The organism is Tolypothrix tenuis PCC 7101 (assembly GCF_963874875.1).
Lineage (GTDB): Bacteria > Cyanobacteriota > Cyanobacteriia > Cyanobacteriales > Nostocaceae > Aulosira > Aulosira tenue.
The window spans coordinates 3,784,909-3,803,030 of record NZ_CAWNJS010000001.1 but is presented as its reverse complement, the minus strand read 5'-3'; the positions used below and the strand labels follow the sequence as shown (position 1 = coordinate 3,803,030).

The 18,122-nt window shown below is 39.8% G+C and carries 9 protein-coding genes and 1 pseudogene; all 10 read right to left on the bottom strand.

Annotation, left to right across the window (positions count from 1 at the left end; all coding sequences use genetic code 11):
• Positions 1–8: 8 nt before the first annotated feature.
• On the bottom strand, positions 9–317 hold the full coding sequence (locus tag AACU25_RS15545) for an ArsR/SmtB family transcription factor (RefSeq protein WP_096577050.1): 309 nt from the start codon (positions 315–317) through the stop codon (positions 9–11).
• A gap of 1,118 nt (positions 318–1,435) precedes the next feature.
• Positions 1,436–1,723, bottom strand: coding sequence for a Mo-dependent nitrogenase C-terminal domain-containing protein (locus tag AACU25_RS15540; protein WP_096577048.1), 288 nt, complete (start codon positions 1,721–1,723; stop codon positions 1,436–1,438).
• A gap of 255 nt (positions 1,724–1,978) precedes the next feature.
• A complete protein-coding gene (locus tag AACU25_RS15535; RefSeq protein ID WP_096577046.1) occupies positions 1,979–3,526 on the bottom strand; it encodes a mercuric reductase in 1,548 nt (515 codons plus the stop codon).
• Between the two features lie 21 nt (positions 3,527–3,547).
• Positions 3,548–4,279 carry a TVP38/TMEM64 family protein gene (locus AACU25_RS15530; RefSeq protein ID WP_096577044.1) on the bottom strand — a complete coding sequence of 244 codons (732 nt, stop codon included), beginning with the start codon at positions 4,277–4,279 and terminating at the stop codon, positions 3,548–3,550.
• 298 nt (positions 4,280–4,577) lie between these two features.
• A complete protein-coding gene (locus tag AACU25_RS15525; protein ID WP_096577042.1) occupies positions 4,578–5,801 on the bottom strand; it encodes an ABC transporter substrate-binding protein in 1,224 nt (407 codons plus the stop codon).
• A gap of 61 nt (positions 5,802–5,862) precedes the next feature.
• Positions 5,863–6,609, bottom strand: a complete 747-nt coding sequence (locus tag AACU25_RS15520; RefSeq protein WP_096577040.1) for a TVP38/TMEM64 family protein — start codon at positions 6,607–6,609, stop codon at positions 5,863–5,865.
• Between the two features lie 83 nt (positions 6,610–6,692).
• The gene (locus AACU25_RS15515) at positions 6,693–7,415 is read right to left on the bottom strand and encodes a TIGR04283 family arsenosugar biosynthesis glycosyltransferase (protein ID WP_199347229.1); all 723 of its coding nucleotides are present in this window, start codon (positions 7,413–7,415) and stop codon (positions 6,693–6,695) included.
• 587 nt (positions 7,416–8,002) lie between these two features.
• Positions 8,003–8,059, bottom strand: a pseudogene (locus AACU25_RS36950) (hypothetical protein); the annotation flags it as partial.
• Positions 8,060–9,043: 984 nt separating this feature from the next.
• The gene (locus AACU25_RS15505; protein WP_190445691.1) at positions 9,044–12,532 is read right to left on the bottom strand and encodes a malectin domain-containing carbohydrate-binding protein; all 3,489 of its coding nucleotides are present in this window, start codon (positions 12,530–12,532) and stop codon (positions 9,044–9,046) included.
• Between the two features lie 1,036 nt (positions 12,533–13,568).
• On the bottom strand, positions 13,569–17,870 hold the full coding sequence (locus AACU25_RS15500) for a malectin domain-containing carbohydrate-binding protein (protein ID WP_096577035.1): 4,302 nt from the start codon (positions 17,868–17,870) through the stop codon (positions 13,569–13,571).
• Between the last annotated feature and the right edge of the window lie 252 nt (positions 17,871–18,122).

The following is an 18,122-nucleotide window of genomic DNA, read 5'->3' as shown; positions in this document are numbered from 1 at the left end:
GCTAAATTTTATTCAAAAGAAAGGAGACAACAACCTAAATCAATTGCCTTACCAGTGTTGTCTTGACGATGAGTAGAAACAAAATGGTAAAGTACCGCCTTCCCATCTCGTTGTGCCTCCACAAAACCTGCATCCCGCAATATTTTTAAATGGTGAGATAGTAAACTCTGCTCTAACTTCAAGACAGAATTTAGCTCCCCTACGTGTTTGGGGCCTTCCATGAGAATTTTCAGCACAGATAGACGTGTAGCATCTGCTAAAACTTTTAGTTGACGCGCACAAAAGTCTGGAGATGATAAATTTTTAGAGTCTGTCATTCACCCTGAGATATAGTTTGAATAATTATTGATATGAAAAATTTTTCAATTAATTCAAAGTTTATCATACTTATTCACACCAAAATCAAATAAATTGTGGAGCGGGGGCTAGAGAAAGACGATTTGATTTTCCAAAATATGGCAGTTTTCTACTCTTGATGCCAGGGTGAAACTGCAACATCTTTATCCAGTTTTTGAGGAGGAGGAATCCGTTAGTTCTAATGCAACATTTTAGCTGTGTCAGTCCAGTAGGATGCGTTAGCAGCGAGAGTACGGCATCAGCCCCAAAGCTGATATTTTTTCAGAAATCAAATCGGCTTTCTATAGCAATACCAATTCAAATAATGTTTGCGACACATCAATATATTCTAGAGGGTAAGGCAATGCCCATTGGTGTCAACTTAACTTGAAACCCGCTTTGTGCAAAAGTTTTGCCCTCACCCCCAACCCCTCTCCCTCAGGGAGAGGGGAGCAAGAGATTTAATTCCCCTTCTCCCTCAGGGAGAAGGGGTGAGGGGATGAGGGCGAGGGTTTTTGTACAACACGCGCCGTATATAGCTTTTAGCTTAAGTTGACACGTATGGGCAATGCCCATTGGTGTCAACTTAACGTGAAACCCGCTTTGTAGCAAGGTTTTTGCCCTCACCCTGTGCCCCTCTCCCACTAGGAGAGGGGAGCAAGAGATTTAATTCCCCTTCTCCCTGAGGGAGAAGGGGTTAGGGGATGAGGGCGAAAGTTTTTGCACAATGCTCGCCATATATAGCTTTTAGCTTAAGTTGACACGTATGGGCAATGCCGTGCCCCTACAATCTGTCGTATTCTTGTTGCAAAGGGCTATAATTTTTCCGCTAATACCAATTAGCCATAATTCACCAATAGATTAAATCTCAGCTACATTCTCAAAGCCGAAAGGTTTTATGTCTAGGTCTATTTATCAATAAAAATATTAGGCGATTGCTTTCAATATATTCATATACTAATATGTTTTTCATCCTTATTTTACATTTGGATACAAGGAAAGGAGATTAGCGGAATGTTCAAATACTATTACTGCCTATAATAATTAGAAAACTCGGTAATTAGGTAAATGACCATTATCTTTAATTTCGCAAACCTACTTAGCAGTATTTTGTGACATCTTCTCCACATTCATCTACTAAGTATGACAAACACTTAAAACGCAGACCAACTACTTCTTCATAGAAAGGGTTGAGTTTACACAAAGGTGGGATTTGAAAAATCGTATGACCTAAAACTTTGACAGTTTTTTCAAAAGGGCAATTAGAGGGAATAATTGTACATAATAGTTTAGCCAGATGAGAATTATGGATTTCGATACCATCAATTTGATATCGTATTTGATTAAATAAACTGTGATGCAATTGAGATTTATTTAGTACTTCCATTGCTGCAATTCCTCTGATTAATTTGTTGCCCTTCTAAAAGTACAACTATCTTCAGAGAAAAACATCGTATAATTACTAAACTATTTTTTAATTTTTTGAAAATCAATTTTTGTTTCAGTAATTTTACTGGAAGAACAGCAGCAACGGTAAATTATCAGTGTGTTAGTCCAGTAGGATGCGTTATTAACGCATCCTAATGTTTCGGCAACAAATTCAAACTCTGAAATCCAGGCCTAATCTCAAAGAGTACGCAGATTAAGACAATTTGGTGAGAAAACCTAAAAGGCGTTTGGTATTTTCTGTTAACAATGTGCGCCGATAAGCATCAGCAGCTTTCTTAATCGCTTCTGCTTGGGTGGGATAGGGATGAATGACACCGCTTAACTTGTTCAAACCTAACTTACCGACAATTGCTGTAGTTACTTCCGAAATCATTTCCCCTGCATGACGAGCGACAATAGTTGCACCGAGAATTTCATCGGAGCCTTTTTTGTGGAGAATTTTCAGGAATCCTGACTCTTCACCATCTGCGATCGCACGGTCTACACTACTAAAAGGAATTTTGATTGTCTCGATATTCCAGCCTTTATCTTTGGCTTCTTGTTCTGACAATCCTACATGGGCAATTTCTGGGTCAGTATAGGTTACCCAAGGCATAACTAAACTGCTGAGTTTGCTACGACTTAAACCAAAGGGCGAAAATAAGGTATTTTTAATGACAATGCGTGCGGCTGCATCGGCTGCATGGGTAAATTTCCAATTCATGCAGATATCCCCGGCTGCATAAATTTTGGGATTAGTCGTTTGCAGGTAATCATTGACCTTTACACCATGCTGCTTGTCGTACTCTACCCCAACGGCTTCTAAATTTAACCCTTCGACATTGGGAGCGCGTCCCGCACCCACTAAAATTTCATCTACAGTTACAGAATCCCGATGTCCGTTGGTAGAAAAATACAGGCGCTTACCTTCGGTGACAGTGACGACTTCTTCTAATTTGCAATTCAGTACTAGGCGAATTCCTTCTTTAATTAAAACCTTTTGCAGAATTTCCGCAGCTTCCGCATCTTCTTTATTAAGAACATGAGAACTGCGATGTAAAAGCACCACCTCAGAACCCAAGCGTCGGAAAGCTTGCGCTAATTCGCAACCAATCGGCCCACCCCCAATTACTGCTAACCGTTCTGGTTTTTGAATCAAGGAAAAAACCGATTCATTAGTTAAATAACCAGCTTTTTCAATTCCTGTAATTCCTGGTTGTGCGGCTCTTGCTCCCGTCGCAATTACTGCTTTTTTAAACCGCAGAGTTTGTCCTTCAACTTCCACAGTATTTTTACTCGCAAATCGACCGCTACCTAAAAATACATCAACGCCTAACTTTTGAAAGCGTGCAGCAGAATCATGGGGACTAATACCAGCACGAATGCGGCGCATTCTCTCCATAACTGCGGGAAAATCAATATCAATATTTTGAGGAATATTAATTCCTAATTCCTTCCCATCCCACAATTCCCCCACCACACGAGCCGAGCGAATAATAGTTTTTGAAGGAACGCAACCTACATTTAAGCAATCTCCACCCATGAGATGCTTTTCAATTAATGCTACTTTTAAACCCAAATCTAAACCCGCAGCACCCGCAGCCACAACTAATCCTGCTGTTCCCGCACCGATTACTACTAAGTCATAAATATCAGCAGGCTTGGGATTTACCCAATCCGGTGGATGAACGTGGGATACCAAAGTTTGGTTATATTCATCCATTGGGCGGACTGTCACTCTTTCAAATTCTAAATTAGACATTTGTTGATTGTTGCTAAGTTTTTAATTATTGTTGACTTCTTCTTCTAAAGCTTTCCTTGCTATCTTCGTTACATAAATTGTGACTGCAACTGTAGCAATAAAACCAATTATGCGAATTGCCCATTGTATTGTTAAATTGGTAGGTTGAGTTTCACTGCCAATTCTGGCAAGATTACCAGCTAAAGAACCAATATAAACGTACATAATGGTTCCAGGAATCATCCCTACAGAACCAATACAGTAGTCCTGAAGAGAAACTCCTGTAATCCCAAAGGCGTAATTTAATAAATTAAACGGAAATATCGGAGAAAGTCGCGTTAACAGGACTATTTTTAATCCTGCTTTGCCAACAGCATGATCAATAGCGACAAATTTTTGATTACCTGCAATTTTATTTGCAACCCACCCTCTCGCTAAATAACGTCCTACAAGAAAAGCTGCAGTTGCTCCTAAAGTTGCACCAATAAATACGTAAAGCGAACCCCAAACTACACCAAAGACAACACCAGCACCTAAGGTAAGAATCGAACCTGGTAAAAAAGCAACGGTAGCAATAATATATAGTCCAATAAAAGCGATCGCTCCTACAGAACCAAGGCTATCAATCCATTGCAAAGCATCGCGTAAAATTACTTGGGGATTAAAGGTATTTGCTTCTTGTGCTAATGCTGTATCATTGTTGAAAATAAAGGCAATATTGATTGCTATAAATGTGAATAAAAGGATTTTTTTAAAGTAATGAGAATATATCATTTTTAAATAGCCTGATTGTATAGGTAGATGCCTGAGCAAATAAATTTGTCAAACAGTAAATCTTAAGTAGGGTGTGTTACGGCTATGAAAGGATTTGGGACACAGAGACAATGGAATTTAGCCGTAACGCACCACCGCGTGGATGATGCGTTAGGCGCTAGGATAGTTCTTTCATGACAAATCATATTGGAAACCAGCGCCTAACGCATCCTACAATAATTTTATTTTTACTTTATAAATAACCTCTTAGCAAATAAATTTATCAAACAGTGTATTTCATTTGAGTGAGATACTTGTTTTATTTAATGTTTAAAAACGCAAATTTTCCTTTCACCCCGTTAGCTTCCATCTTCAATTGAGCAACGTAAAAGTCTTTCTGAATGACATCACCGACTGATGTAAAAGCAATTTCACCCAAAGGAGTTTGATAAGTTCCTTTGAGTAGTTCTTGATTTAATGCTTTACGCAGTTGTGGTAATGAAAGTTGAGTAATGTTACCTTTTTTATCTAAAGATTGCAGCGCTTCTACATATACCTGTAACGCAGTAAAGGCTTGGGCGCTGACTTGGGGTGGTTCTCTACGATATTGCTCAAAATAAGCTTTGCGAAATGCTGTGTTAATTTCACTCTGATATTCTGGACTATAAGCTTGGGCAATAATCACGCCATCACAAAGAGCTTTGCAGACTGAAAATATATGAGATGTATTAAACCCATTACCACCAATAATAATTCCTTTATATCCCAGTTCTCGTAATTGTTTAACTAAATTACCGCCATCAACAGCTAAACCAGAGATAATTGCTAAATCTGGTTTTAAATTAATGGCACTACTGGCTTGTGTTTGAAAGTCGGTATCTGTAGTTTGGAATTTTTGAACTGTAACTAAATCTAATCCTAAATCTTTAACTGTTTTCTGAAATATTTCTGTTTCTGATTTATTGAAAGCATCATTTTGAGCGTAGAATACCGCCACTCTTTTGATATTCGGATTTTGTTTAAGCGCTGCTTTCACTGCATAAGGTGCGACAACAGCCACCGAGGAAGAAACCCGCGCCACATAATCACCAATTTCGGGAATCCCTTTAGCTGTATTTGATGCACCAATAACTGGAACTTGATTGCGTTCGGCAATGGGATTAGCACTAAAAGCTTGCTGTGATAAAGTAGGGCCAATAATTCCTACAACTTTATTTTGATTAATTAAAGTTTGAAAAGCATTAACAGTTCCCACTTCATCGCCGCCAGTATCTTGAAAGATTAATTTAATTGGTTTACCATTGATACCTCCTTTAGCATTAAAATATTTCTCAGCAATTTTTACGCCATCAGTGCCTTCTTGACCGAGTAATGCTACATTACTTGTTTGAGCAAATGCAATTCCTATTGGTATTGCATTAGTAGCTTCTGATGTAGAATTAGTTGTGGAAGTTTTATGCGTACTGCTACTTTTACCACAGCCTATCAACAATACAGAGCAGGTAAATAATAAGACAGTTTGACGTGCAATCGCATTTTTCATCGTGATATATAATTATAAGAATTTAAATAAAATTAATACCGTAAAAAAATCGAACTATTTGTTAATTTTCGTTACTTCTCTCATCAGTAATTTCAACTGTTGCTACAGTTTGTTTGAGAGCTTTTTGAGCAACTTTGGTTATATATACAGTCACCGCCACTGTAGCAATTAATCCCAGGATTTGTATCACCCATTCCCCAATTTGAGCTTGGGAATTTTGAGGATGATTGTTTGTATTCAGCATCGTCAGATTTGTCGCTAAAGAGCCGATGTAAACATACATCACAGTTCCCGGAATAATCCCAAGAGAACCTAATATATAATCTTTGAGGGAAACTTGCGTGACTCCAAATGCATAATTTAATAAATTAAAAGGAAAGATAGGAGAAAGGCGAGTTAGTAGCACAATTTTCCATCCTGCTTGAGCCACAGCTAAATCAATCGCTTTAAATTTAGGATGTTTTTCTAGTTGTTGTACTACCCAATCTCGTGAAAGATAGCGACCAATTAAAAAAGCTAAAGTAGCTCCAATGGTGGCAGCAATTAGGACATAAATAGAACCCCAAAAAACACCAAATAAACAACCACCTTTTAAAGTTAAAATAGAACCTGGTATAAATAGTAAAGTGGCTAAGTTGTAAATGGCGATAAAAGCAATTGGGCCAAAATAGCCTAGATTGTTAACTGACGCGATTAATGTATGTAATATTTCTTGGATGTTGAGACGTTGGCTAGCAATGATGACTGTGGCAACTAGACAACCTAATAGTAAAAATTTCGGTTTAGGATACAATTGGCGCTTTGGCATTTTCAGTTATCAGTTATGAGCCTGTTTACTGTTGAGCGTCTTGCTATCTACAACCAAAATATTCTACTTCCCTGAGAATCAGCTTAAATCTTTCTAAATTTTCCCTGGCGATACCAGCTACGAATTTGCTCAGGTGATACCCCCAGTAAATAAGCGATAATTACAATTTGATTTATCAGGGTAGTTTGAAAAATTCCCTTTTTTAACCATCGCCGCGCAGATGTGAGAACTGGTACGGGAATAATGATAATTTTACCAATGCGTTTTAAACGGCGAATGAGTTCAAAGTCTTCCATAATCGGCAATTCAGGGAAACCGCCTATTTGCTGAAACATTGATTTAGTGATAAAAATAGCTTGATCGCCATAGGGCATTTGGAGAAAATGCGATCGCAAATTTACTCCCCATTCCACCAACCTGATACCCCAAGGCGATGCATCAATCCCCAACTTAAACGCACCCGCCACTGTTTTTGGTTGTGGGAGTGCAGTCCGCACCATACCATCAAAGCCAGCAGGTAAGCGAGTATCTGCGTGGAGAAACAGCAGAATCTCACCACCAGCAGCTACAGCACCAGCATTCATTTGCACTCCCCGCCCAGGAGATGAGAAGATAACTTTCACACCCAATGACTTGGCTATAGCTACAGTGTCATCCTGAGAGCCACCATCAACCACAATTACTTCTGTATTTATACTGCCCTGAGTTGTGATAATTGCCTCTGCAATATTTGCTGCTTCATTTAACGTAGGAATAATAATCGAAAGCTTGGGAATGTTTATAGAGACAGTTTCATGATTTGACAATTTTAGTCTTGCTCCTTCCTGAGCGCTTTCTTTTTTCTTAGAGTAATACCACGTTTCACTAAAATATAAAATTTATATAGGAATCCGATTTGATTATTGAAAAAATCTAAGTATGTGTAGTGGCGCGACAAGGCTAAAATGTGGCAATATAATTTTCTCGTGGGGTGGACATCTTGTCCGCCCAGGACGGGCAAGATGCCCATCCCACAAGAGTTTGAATAATACACTATTTTAGTCTAGACACGCCAGTAGGGTGCGTTATCACGAAGTGTAACGCACCTTATTCTGGGCTTTGGTGCGTTGCGCTGCGCGACAACACAACGCCAGTTCGCTCAAGTCGGGAAACCCGCCCAAGCGACTGGCTCCCCTACGTGTATTTCAGAAATCAAATATGAGTCTTATACCAATTCAAATAATGTTTGCGGCAGATAAATTCTTTGTAGCTTTATTTGAACGTTTGCGGGATATTGCTGTTTACGCTGCTTGATTGAATCAAAAATGGATAAAGTCGAGCTAAGAAGGCAAGAGGCAAAAACAAGAGGTATGGAAATATTAGGAAAGCCACTATTGAGTTGAGGAAAGCCACTATTGAGTTGAGAATAGCCGCTATTGAGTTGAGAATAGCCGCTATTGAGTTGAGGAAAGCCACTATTGAGTTGAGAATAGCCGCTACTGAGTTAAGAATAGCCACTATTGAGTTAAGAATAGCCGCTACTGAGTTGAGCAAAGCCACTATTGAGTTGAGAATAGCCACTACTGAGTTGAGCAAAGCCGCTACTGAGTTGAGAATAGCCACTATTGAGTTGAGAATAGCCACTATTGACTTAACGATAGTGGCTTCTGTTGTTGGTGGGCGAGTTTGCGATGCCTACAGCGGGCTTCTCTACGAGACGCTACGCGAACGCCTACGCAAATGAATAAGTAGTTACATAAAATTAATTACACCAGTTTGAAAAAAGAATGCGACAGATTGTAGGGGCACGGCACCAGTCATTGGTGTCAACTTAAGCTAAAAGCTATATAGGGCGGGCGTTGTACAAATACCTCGCGCCCTCATCCCCTAACCCCTTCTCCCTCAGGGAGAAGGGGAATTGAATCTATTGCTCCCCTCTCCTGGTGGGAGAGGGGCTGGGGGTGAGGGCAAAACCTTGCAACCAAGTGGATTTCACGTTAAGTTGACACCACTGGGCACCAGTAAGATATTTGATATTAGGACTTACGCAAGTGTCACATTATTTTTCGTTTAGGCTGTCCAGGGTCAACCGTCAAAAGTCCAAAAAACCTGAATTTTGACCCTTGACTCTTGACTCTTGACTCTTAAACCAGAAGATTGGTGTACCAGTTGCGTAAGTCCTGGATATGTCAAAAGATGGTAGATGCCGTGCCCTACCTATCTGCCATGTTATGTATTCAAAATGGTATTCTTGGGTTCAGACATGATAATAACAGCTAATTGTTCTAATTTATAAATGAAAATAGGGACACAAATTATTTGTGTCCCTGTAATATCTGAAAACCGATTTAGAACCACTAAATAGTACTCCTAAATCATTAATGAAATGTTCATACCTTATATTTCACAAATCAGATAGGATTGCTAGCAGCGCCCAGTATAATTAGATGTTTCATTAAACAAAGATTGCACTGTCATTTAATGGTGCAAATGCATCTGTAATTACAGATGTTTGATTATTACTCTTCACAACTACATCTAACAATCCATCCTTATTGGGATCAAGGAATTGGTTAGTGGTAAAGTTGGGGAGAATTCCTTTAATTCTTTGGGATGAAACTGAAGTGATAGTTGCAGCTTGTCCGCCAATTGAAACTTCAGTTTCTCCACCAAAGTTTTTACCGCCAATCACAAATGTATTACCACCTGCTGCTGGTGCTCTCCAAGGGAAGATATCATAAGCAGTAGTATCTACTATGTAAAGATCATCTGCCGTCGCAACGGTAATTGAATTGTCAGCATAGTCAATACCGAGAATTGCACCTCCAGGCCCAGTTACTAAACTCAAACCATCTGCAACGGGAGAATCAGCATTGAGGACTGTATTTTTGATAACTTTTGTGCCATCGGCTGATAAAGCCACGCTGTAAAGTTTTTGGTTCCATTGCTGGGCAATTAAATTACCGCGCAATTGGCTTTGGAAAGTTGTTGCCCGATATTCATCAATGCCATTAGTTGAAGAAGCAAAAGTTGTGAGTGGCGCTGTATATTTATCAGTGCTTGGTTTATCTGGCCCATAAAAAACATTTTGGCGATCATCAGTGCGTCCACGATTGCGGTTAGGAGAACCGTAGTATTCACCTTGTTTGATCAGGTTTAGTTCATCTGGCGCACCGGGTGCAGGGATAGAAGTTGTAGCTGAGATAGAAAGTTCTCCAAAGCCTTGGTTATGACCATTATCAGTAGCATAAAGCAATCCTTTGGTAGTAAAAACTGCCCCAAAGGGATTTCGCAGACCACTTGCATAGACTGAAACGTCAGTACCCGGTACAACATTGGCAACATCACCAAATGCTTGACTATCAGCCGGATCAAAAGTTAATCCTGCTGGGATTTCATAACCAGGAGGTAGGGGATTTTGCAGAACATACTTGATATCACCCTTAAAGCCAGGTTTGGAAATCTCCGCTTTTAAAATAGCCGCAGACAAAGGCGATTCTGGTAAACCACCAATGTTGCTGTTAATTACACCAGCATTAGTATTACTACCAACATTGATGTATAAATCGCCTTTTTGATCGAATGTTAAAGCATTGATCCCGTGGTCTTGATTGGAAGTTGGTAGTCCTGTGACTAAAGCTGTCAAGTTGGAGAAATTTGCCCCATCTAGTATGGAAACTTGACCGCTATAAAATGACTGTTCTGTTTTAGGAAACGCACTACCACCGTTACCATAAAGCCTTGTATGGGCAACGTAAATACTAGGAGAACCAGATTGATCGTAAGGGTTAAAAGCAATACCCAAGATGTTTGGTTTGTTGCCAGCTTTATCTTGAATTGTGGTGATGATTTGGGTATCGATAACATTGTATTTTTCATCAAAGGTATAAGCTCTGATTTCACCACTGTAAGTACCTACATATAATCTGCCATCTGGCCCCCAAGCTGCAGTTGAGGGTGCAGCTATTGAAGCTACGGTTTTCTTAGTGAAGCTGATGGCAACGATATCATTATCGTTGACGCTGACAGGAAGTTCTGGAATCGTGAGATTTTGATAGTTACTATCTGTAGTAGAGATAGTATGAGAAATGGTGAGATTGTCGGCACCTTGGGCGATTTTGTCATCAACTACATTGACAGTTACCGTTTGCGGAACATTCCAGTTAGCAGGAGTAAAGGTCAGGCTAGTCTTGTCTGTAACTAAGCGATCGCCTTTAACTACATTAATTGTGACATCTGCTGTCGGTTGTGTATTCAAAACTAACGAGTAACTATCACCAGCACTTCCTTCTGTAACCTCAGTTCTGCCTTGTGTTTGTTGCAAAATCACCTGAGGGCCAGTGAGTGATATAATCTCTAGACCTGAGAGCAGAGCATTGTTAACGCTGGCATCCAAATTAAGATTCAGCTTGCCATCGGTAACAGTCACAGTAGGCACAGATAGTACTAGCGCTGAGTTATTACCTGTGAAGAAAGCATTTTTGGATTGTTTGAAAATGTCTACATCAGAGAACACCTTCTGACCTTCTATGGAAACATCAAAGATGCGGTCATTGAAGTCAGTGAAGAAATTCTCAGCAAAGTGCAGATTTACTCTATAGTTACCAGCTGCTACGGGAATCTCGTAAGCTAGCTTTGCGGCATATCGATCGTCTTGATATATAGGATCATCTTCTGTCTTGCCAATTTCCGCAGCGGTGGTATAGACGTTGCTGTCACCAACCACATATTGCGGTTGATCTGCATCCCATTTATTACCTTTGGTATCAGTATAAGCTTTACCACCTACATTAATGCGAATAGCCTCTGGTGTAGGTGTTGGTGTGGGTGTAGGTGTTGGTGTGGGTGTGGGTGTTGGCGTGGGTGTTGGTGTTGGCGTGGGTGTTGGTGTGGGTGTTGGCGTTGCATCTACAGGAGTAATTTCAATCGCATCAATTTTGGCGTTGTTGACACTCGCCAAAAACTGTAAATTCAGTGTGCCATCAGCAACTGTAACATCAAAAGACTTATCCAAAGCGATGTTATTACCACCCGCTTCTTTGAAAATATCTAAGTTAGTAATTACTGGATTACCTTCAGCACTTACGCTAAAGACACGTTGTGCAGCTCCAGTCCAGAAGAGTTCGGAAAACTTGAGCTTAACTGTATATTTGCCGTTATCAACAGGAATGGCATAAGAGAATTTATCTAACCAATGTTCGTCTTGATAAAGGCCGTCATCAACAGTATTGGCGATCGCAGCAGTTTTACTATAGACGTTACCACCATCAAAATACTTATCATTATCTGCTTCCCAAAGATTACCCAGGCTATCTTTGTAATCTGCACCACCTGCATTAATACGAATTGTTTTGCCTGTGGCTGTGGGTGTCGGCGTTGGCGTTGGTGTTGGCGTTGGTGTGGGTGTTGGCGTTGGTGTGGGCGTTGGTGTGGGTGTGGGCGTTGGCGTTGGTGTGGGTGTGGGCGTTGGTGTCGGTGTTGGCGCGGGTGTTGTATCTACAGGAATGATTTCAATCGCGTCGATTTTGGCATTGTTGACACTCGCCAAGAAATCTAAATTTAAAATCCCATCAGTGACTTTAACCTTAAAAGACTTGTCCAAAGCGATGTTATTACCACCCGCTTCTTTAAAAATATCCAAGTCATCAAAGACTAACTGATTTTCGGCATTTACATCAAAGACACGTTGTCCAGCTTCAGTCCAGAACAGTTCGGAAAACTTGAGGTTAACTGTGTAGTCGCCGTTATCAACAGCAATGGCATAAGAGAATTTATCTAGCCAGCGTTCGTCTTGATAAAGGGGGTCTTCAACAGTATTGGCGATCGCCGCATTTGTAGTATAAGTGTTACCGTCAGAAAAATAATTATCAGCTTCCCAGAGATTACCCTGAGTATCAGTGTAGGCTGCACCACCTGTATTGATCCGGAGGATCTTGGTAACCATTGTTGTCATTTCCAAACAATTTCTTACTTAATCTCTCGGAAAAGCTAAACCTAAAACAAGGTGATATGTAAACTTTTTATGAGGTTTTTTTAAAGATTAAAACAAGTCTTAAATTGAATGCTTATAACTTTCCAAAATTTATAAATTTTCTCTAAATACATGAGTAGGAATTTATAAATTTTCAATAAAGATATATATTTTACTGATAGGTGTAACTGTCACCTAATAGAGAGAGTTATTAATTTTTCCCACAAAGTAAAAGCTTGTAGTGCAGCAATGATTAATCTAAAGAGGGAACAGACAACTGGCAAAACTCTATTAGAAAATATATAAAGTCACACCTTTCTTGCACTATATGTATAAACAAATAAAAAGACTGTTTGCATAAATAAATTTAATCGCCATTTTCCATATAGTATGTCTGATATCATATCTGTGAAAGTCGGTAATGGGTAATGGGTAATGGGTAATGGGTAATGGGTCATGGGTAATGGGTCATGGGTCATGGCAAATAAAAATACAGTTTAACAATTACCAACAAGACCAACCATATCGTAAGTAATTAGCCGACATTGATATAGGAATCCGATTTGATTATTGAAAAAATCTAAGTATGTGTAGGGTGGTTACACTTCGTGATAACGCACCCTACGTGTATTTCATAAATCAAATATGAGTCCTATATGATTTTTATTGCAGTTTTCTAACCTTTCACTAAAATGCTAAAATAAATCCCCCTATTGACCTGACAAGCGCAAAGAGCAGGGGGAAATACAATTCTGTTAAGAAAGTTAATTGATCACAAAACCAAAAAACTAGTTACTCAACACAAAACAGAACAATCATTTTGGAGGGGGTTTGGGGGACGCAACCGTCACCCAATCGGGGGTTTGGGGGAGAATCCCCCAATTCTTCTGGCTTCGTTTAATAAGTGACAAATCAATCGCTAAAAAGCTTAATTCAACTGTATTGGATTACGGGGGATCAATAAGTATACAGATACAGCCAATCGTTTTTCAAACAACCTCTAGGTTCATTACACAAATGTAGCAGAGCCATATAGTGGTAAATATGCATCTGCAATCGTTGAAAATTGACCATTACTGCTTACAGTTACATCTAACAAATCAATGGGATTGGTATTAGTAAATGATGGCAATATACCCTTAATTCTTTCGCTGTTAACTTCTGTAATCGTTGCCGTCTTACCACCAATAATTACTTGAGTATTCGCCAAAGTACCAAAGTTTTTGCCACCAATAACAAATGTATTTTTACCCGCATCATTATTAGCAGGTGCGCGCCAAGGAAAGATATCGTAAGCGGTGACACCTATTGCCGCAGCATCATTAGGAGTCGCAACTGTGATTTTTTTATCACTATAGTTTATGCCCACAAGCGCACCACCTGGGCCTGTTAAGATATCTAACCCACCACCAACATTATTGATAGTATCGATTTTTTGTACCGTCTTACCATCTGCTGATAGTTGGTAAGTAGAAACTTCCGCATTCCAGCGCTGGGTAATTAAATTCCCCCGTAATTGATTATTGAATGCTGTAGCTCGATATTCATCTATACCATTAGTGGAAGCCATATTGGTAGCGATGGGAGCAGTATATACTCCTGGAATACTCGCTTGCGATGGATCGTAATAAACATTCTGACGAGGATCTGAAATGCCGCGATTGCGGTTAGGGCTACCATAATAATTGCCCTGTTCAATCAGGTTTAGCTCATCGGGAGCACCAGTTGCAGGTTTCTGAGTTGTAGCTGAGGTAGAAATATCTCCAAAGCCTGGGTTATGACCGTTGTCTGTGGAATAAAGTAATCCTTTGGTGGTAAACACTGCATCATAAGGATTCCGCAGTCCACTAGCGTAAACCGACACGTCAACACCCGGTTTCACAGTGGCTTTATCTCCAAACACCTGACTAATAGCTGGGTCAAAAGTCAATCCGGCTGGCGGTTGGAAATTCGATGGTAAAGAATACTGAACCTTACCATTAAAGGTAGATTTGGAAATTTCTGCCTTGAGGATAGCAGCAGAGAAAGGAGATTCTGGAATACCACCTATATTGTCATTGGTAACCCCGGCATTAGTGTTACCACCAACATTGATGTATAAATCACCTTTATTATCAAAAGTTAAACCATTAATGCCGTGGTCATGGTTGGAAGTTGGTAGACCTGTTACTAAAGGTATCAACTGAGAAAAATTAGTTCCTTGCAGAATCGAGACTTGACCGCTATAAGGCGAAAGTTCTGTCTGAGGAAAAGCTCCGCCACGATTGGCATAGAGCTTACTATGAGCTACGTAAATACTAGGTGCATCAGAGGTATCATACGGGTTAAAGGCAATACCTAAAATGTCACTGTTATATAAGCCCTTAAGAGTAGTAATCTCTTGGGTATTGGTAACGTTGTAATTCTGATCGAAAGTGTATGCTCTAATAGTGCCATCGTAATCGCCTACGTAAAGTCTGCCATCTGGGCCCCAAGCGCCTGTAGTAGGGCCAGCAGGTGTGGACTCATTAATTGTCGCTACTACTTTTTGCGTAAAGCTGATGGCAACTGTTTCGTTATCTGCGATACTAACAGCAACCTTGGGAATGCTGAGATTGTTATATGTGCTATCGGCACTAGTAACGGTATGACTAATATTGACTGTGTGATTACCTTCTACTAACTTATCGTCAACGGCATTGACAGTAACAGTTTGTGCAATATTCCAGTTATCAGGAGTAAATGTGAAACTACTCTTGTTGAGGGTGATTTGGTTAGCTTTGTCTGTTGCCAAGTTAATTGTGACATTGGCGGTGGGTTTGCTATTTAAAACTAATGAGTAATTATCACCAGCACCACCTTCCGCAACTGCAGTACTACCCCCCGTTTGTTGCAAAATAACTTGTGACCCAGTTACGGGAATGATTTCAATCGCTGAGATTGTGGCGTTGTCAACAGTCGCATCTAAATTCAGGTTAAGTTTGCCATCACTAACATTTTGGGTAGGAACAGATAACACTAAAGCAGAGTTATTTCCTGGGAAGAAAGCATTTTTAGATTGTTTAAAAATGTCTACATTGGAGAAAACTTTCTGACCTTCTAAAGAAATATCAAATACCCGTTGATCGAAGTCAGTCCAGTAATTTTCTGCGAAGTGAAGATTGACTGTATAGTTACCGTTTGCTACGGGAATTTCGTAAGCCAAGTTTTGGGCATAACGGTCTGTTTGATATAAAAGGTCATCTTCTGTTTTGCCGATAGGTGCTGTGACAGTATAGATATTACTAGTTCCAACAAAATACTGGTCGGCTTGCCATATTTGACCCTGAGTATCAGTAAAACTTTGAGTTGCACCTACATCAATCCGAATCGCTCCAGGCGTAGGAGTGGGATTAGTATTAGTATCGTTATCGGTAATAGTGACTGTAACATTACCCACAGCAAAATTATTATATTTACTATCTGTACTGCTGACGGTGTGGGTAATATTAGCTGTGTGAGTTCCTTCCACAGCAGTATCATCAACAGCTTTAACGGTAACTGTTTGTGCTGTATTCCAGTTACTCGGAGTAAAAGTCAGACTAGTTTTATCTAAAGTGATTTGATTACCAGTTGTCCCCAGGTTAATAGTGACATTGGCGGTGGGTTGGCTGCTAAGAACTAATGAATAACTATCAGTAGCACCGCCTTCAGTCACCGCAGTATTTCCACCACTCTGTTGCACAATTACCTGTGCAGTTGGAGTTGTCGTAACGGGAATGATTTCAATCGCGTCAACTTTGGCATTGTTGACACTCGAGAGGAAATTTAAATTTAATGTGCCATCAGCAACTTTAACTGTGAAAGACTTATCTAAAGCTGTGTTAGCACCAGCTTCTTTGAAAATATCCAAGTTAGTAATTACTGAATTATTTTCTGCTTTCACATCAAAGACGCGTTGACCAGCAGCATTAAAAAACAGTTCTGCAAACTTCAGCTTAACTGTATAGTCTCCGTTAGTTACTGGAATTGCATAAGAAAAGTCATTCAGCCACCGTTCGTTTTGATAAAGAGGGTCTTCAACTGTATTGGCGATCGCAGCTGTTGTCCCATAGGTATTCCCACCTGAAAAATATTGATCTGCAAGCCACTGATTACCTTGTCCATCTGTAAAAGCAGCGCCACCTGCATTAATACGTATGGCTTTACCTGTGGGAGCAGTATCGTTATCAGTAATATTGACTACAACATTACCTACAGCGAGATTATTGTATTTGCTATCTGTACTGCTGACGGTGTGGGTAATATTAGCTGTGTGATTTCCTTCCACAGCAGTATCATCAATGGCTTTAACGGTAACTGTTTGTGCTGTATTCCAGTTACTTGGAGTGAAAGTCAGACTAGTTTTATCGAGAGTAATTTGATTACCAGTTGTCCCTAGGTTGATAGTGACATTGGCGGTGGGTTTGCTGCTGAGGACTAATGAGTAACTATCAGTAGCGCCACCTTCGGTCACCGCAGTATTTCCGCCACTTTGTTGCACAATTACTTGTGGGGTGGGAGCAGTATCGTTATCAGTAATATTGACTACAACATTACCTACAGCGAGATTATTGTATTTGCTATCTGTACTGCTGACGGTGTGGGTAATATTAGCTGTGTGAGTTCCTTCCACAGCAGTATCATCAACGGCTTTAACGGTAACTGTTTGTGCTGTATTCCAGTTACTCGGAGTAAAAGTCAGACTAGTTTTATCGAGAGTAATTTGATTACCAGTTGTCCCCAGGTTAATAGTGACATTAGCGGTAGGTTTGCTGCTGAGGACTAATGAGTAACTATCAGTAGCGCCACCTTCGGTCACTGCAGTATTTCCACCACTCTGTTGCACAATTACCTGTGCAGTTGGAGTTGTCGTAACGGGAATGATTTCAATCGCATCAACTTTGGCATTGTTGATACTGGAGAGGAAATTTAAATTTAATGTGCCATCAGCAACTTTAACTGTGAAAGACTTATCTAAAGCTGTGTTAGCACCAGCTTCTTTGAAAATATCCAAGTTAGTAATTACTGAATTATTTTCTGCTTTCACATCAAAGACGCGTTGACCAGCAGCATTAAAGAACAATTCCGCAAACTTCAGCTTAACTGTATAGTCTCCGTTAGCTACTGGAATTGCATAGGAAAAGTCATTCAGCCACCGTTCGTTTTGATAAAGAGGGTCTTCAACTGTATTGGCGATCGCAGCTGTTGTCCCATAGGTGTTACCACCTGAAAAATATTGATCTGCAAGCCACTGATTACCTTGTCCATCTGTATATGCTTGTCCCCCTACATTAATCCTGATGGCAGCCATAATTTTTTATCTACAAATAATTGCTAAATTGCTTTGCGTAAAATATAAGCTTTCTACGTATATATCAGGTTAAGATTCGTTGATCGTTCTTGAAATCTTAAAAATAATAATTGCTAACTTCATCGAAAGTATATCTTCATGAGGATTATCTAAAAATAGATAAATTTTTGATGATTTAATTATGAATTTCTGATGAAAATTTGTTGATTTTATGATGACTATCTCTGGTTGAGCGGATTAATAATGTTAATA

Excerpts from the sequence above, each read along its gene's own strand:
- AACU25_RS15545 (WP_096577050.1), bottom strand. The coding sequence starts at position 317 with ATGACAGACTCTAAAAATTTATCATCTCCAGACTTTTGTGCGCGTCAA.
- AACU25_RS15540 (WP_096577048.1), bottom strand. The coding sequence starts at position 1,723 with ATGGAAGTACTAAATAAATCTCAATTGCATCACAGTTTATTTAATCAA.
- AACU25_RS15535 (WP_096577046.1), bottom strand. The coding sequence starts at position 3,526 with ATGTCTAATTTAGAATTTGAAAGAGTGACAGTCCGCCCAATGGATGAA.
- AACU25_RS15530 (WP_096577044.1), bottom strand. The coding sequence starts at position 4,279 with ATGATATATTCTCATTACTTTAAAAAAATCCTTTTATTCACATTTATA.
- AACU25_RS15525 (WP_096577042.1), bottom strand. The coding sequence starts at position 5,801 with ATGAAAAATGCGATTGCACGTCAAACTGTCTTATTATTTACCTGCTCT.
- AACU25_RS15520 (WP_096577040.1), bottom strand. The coding sequence starts at position 6,609 with ATGCCAAAGCGCCAATTGTATCCTAAACCGAAATTTTTACTATTAGGT.
- AACU25_RS15505 (WP_190445691.1), bottom strand. The coding sequence starts at position 12,532 with ATGGTTACCAAGATCCTCCGGATCAATACAGGTGGTGCAGCCTACACT.
- AACU25_RS15500 (WP_096577035.1), bottom strand. The coding sequence starts at position 17,870 with ATGGCTGCCATCAGGATTAATGTAGGGGGACAAGCATATACAGATGGA.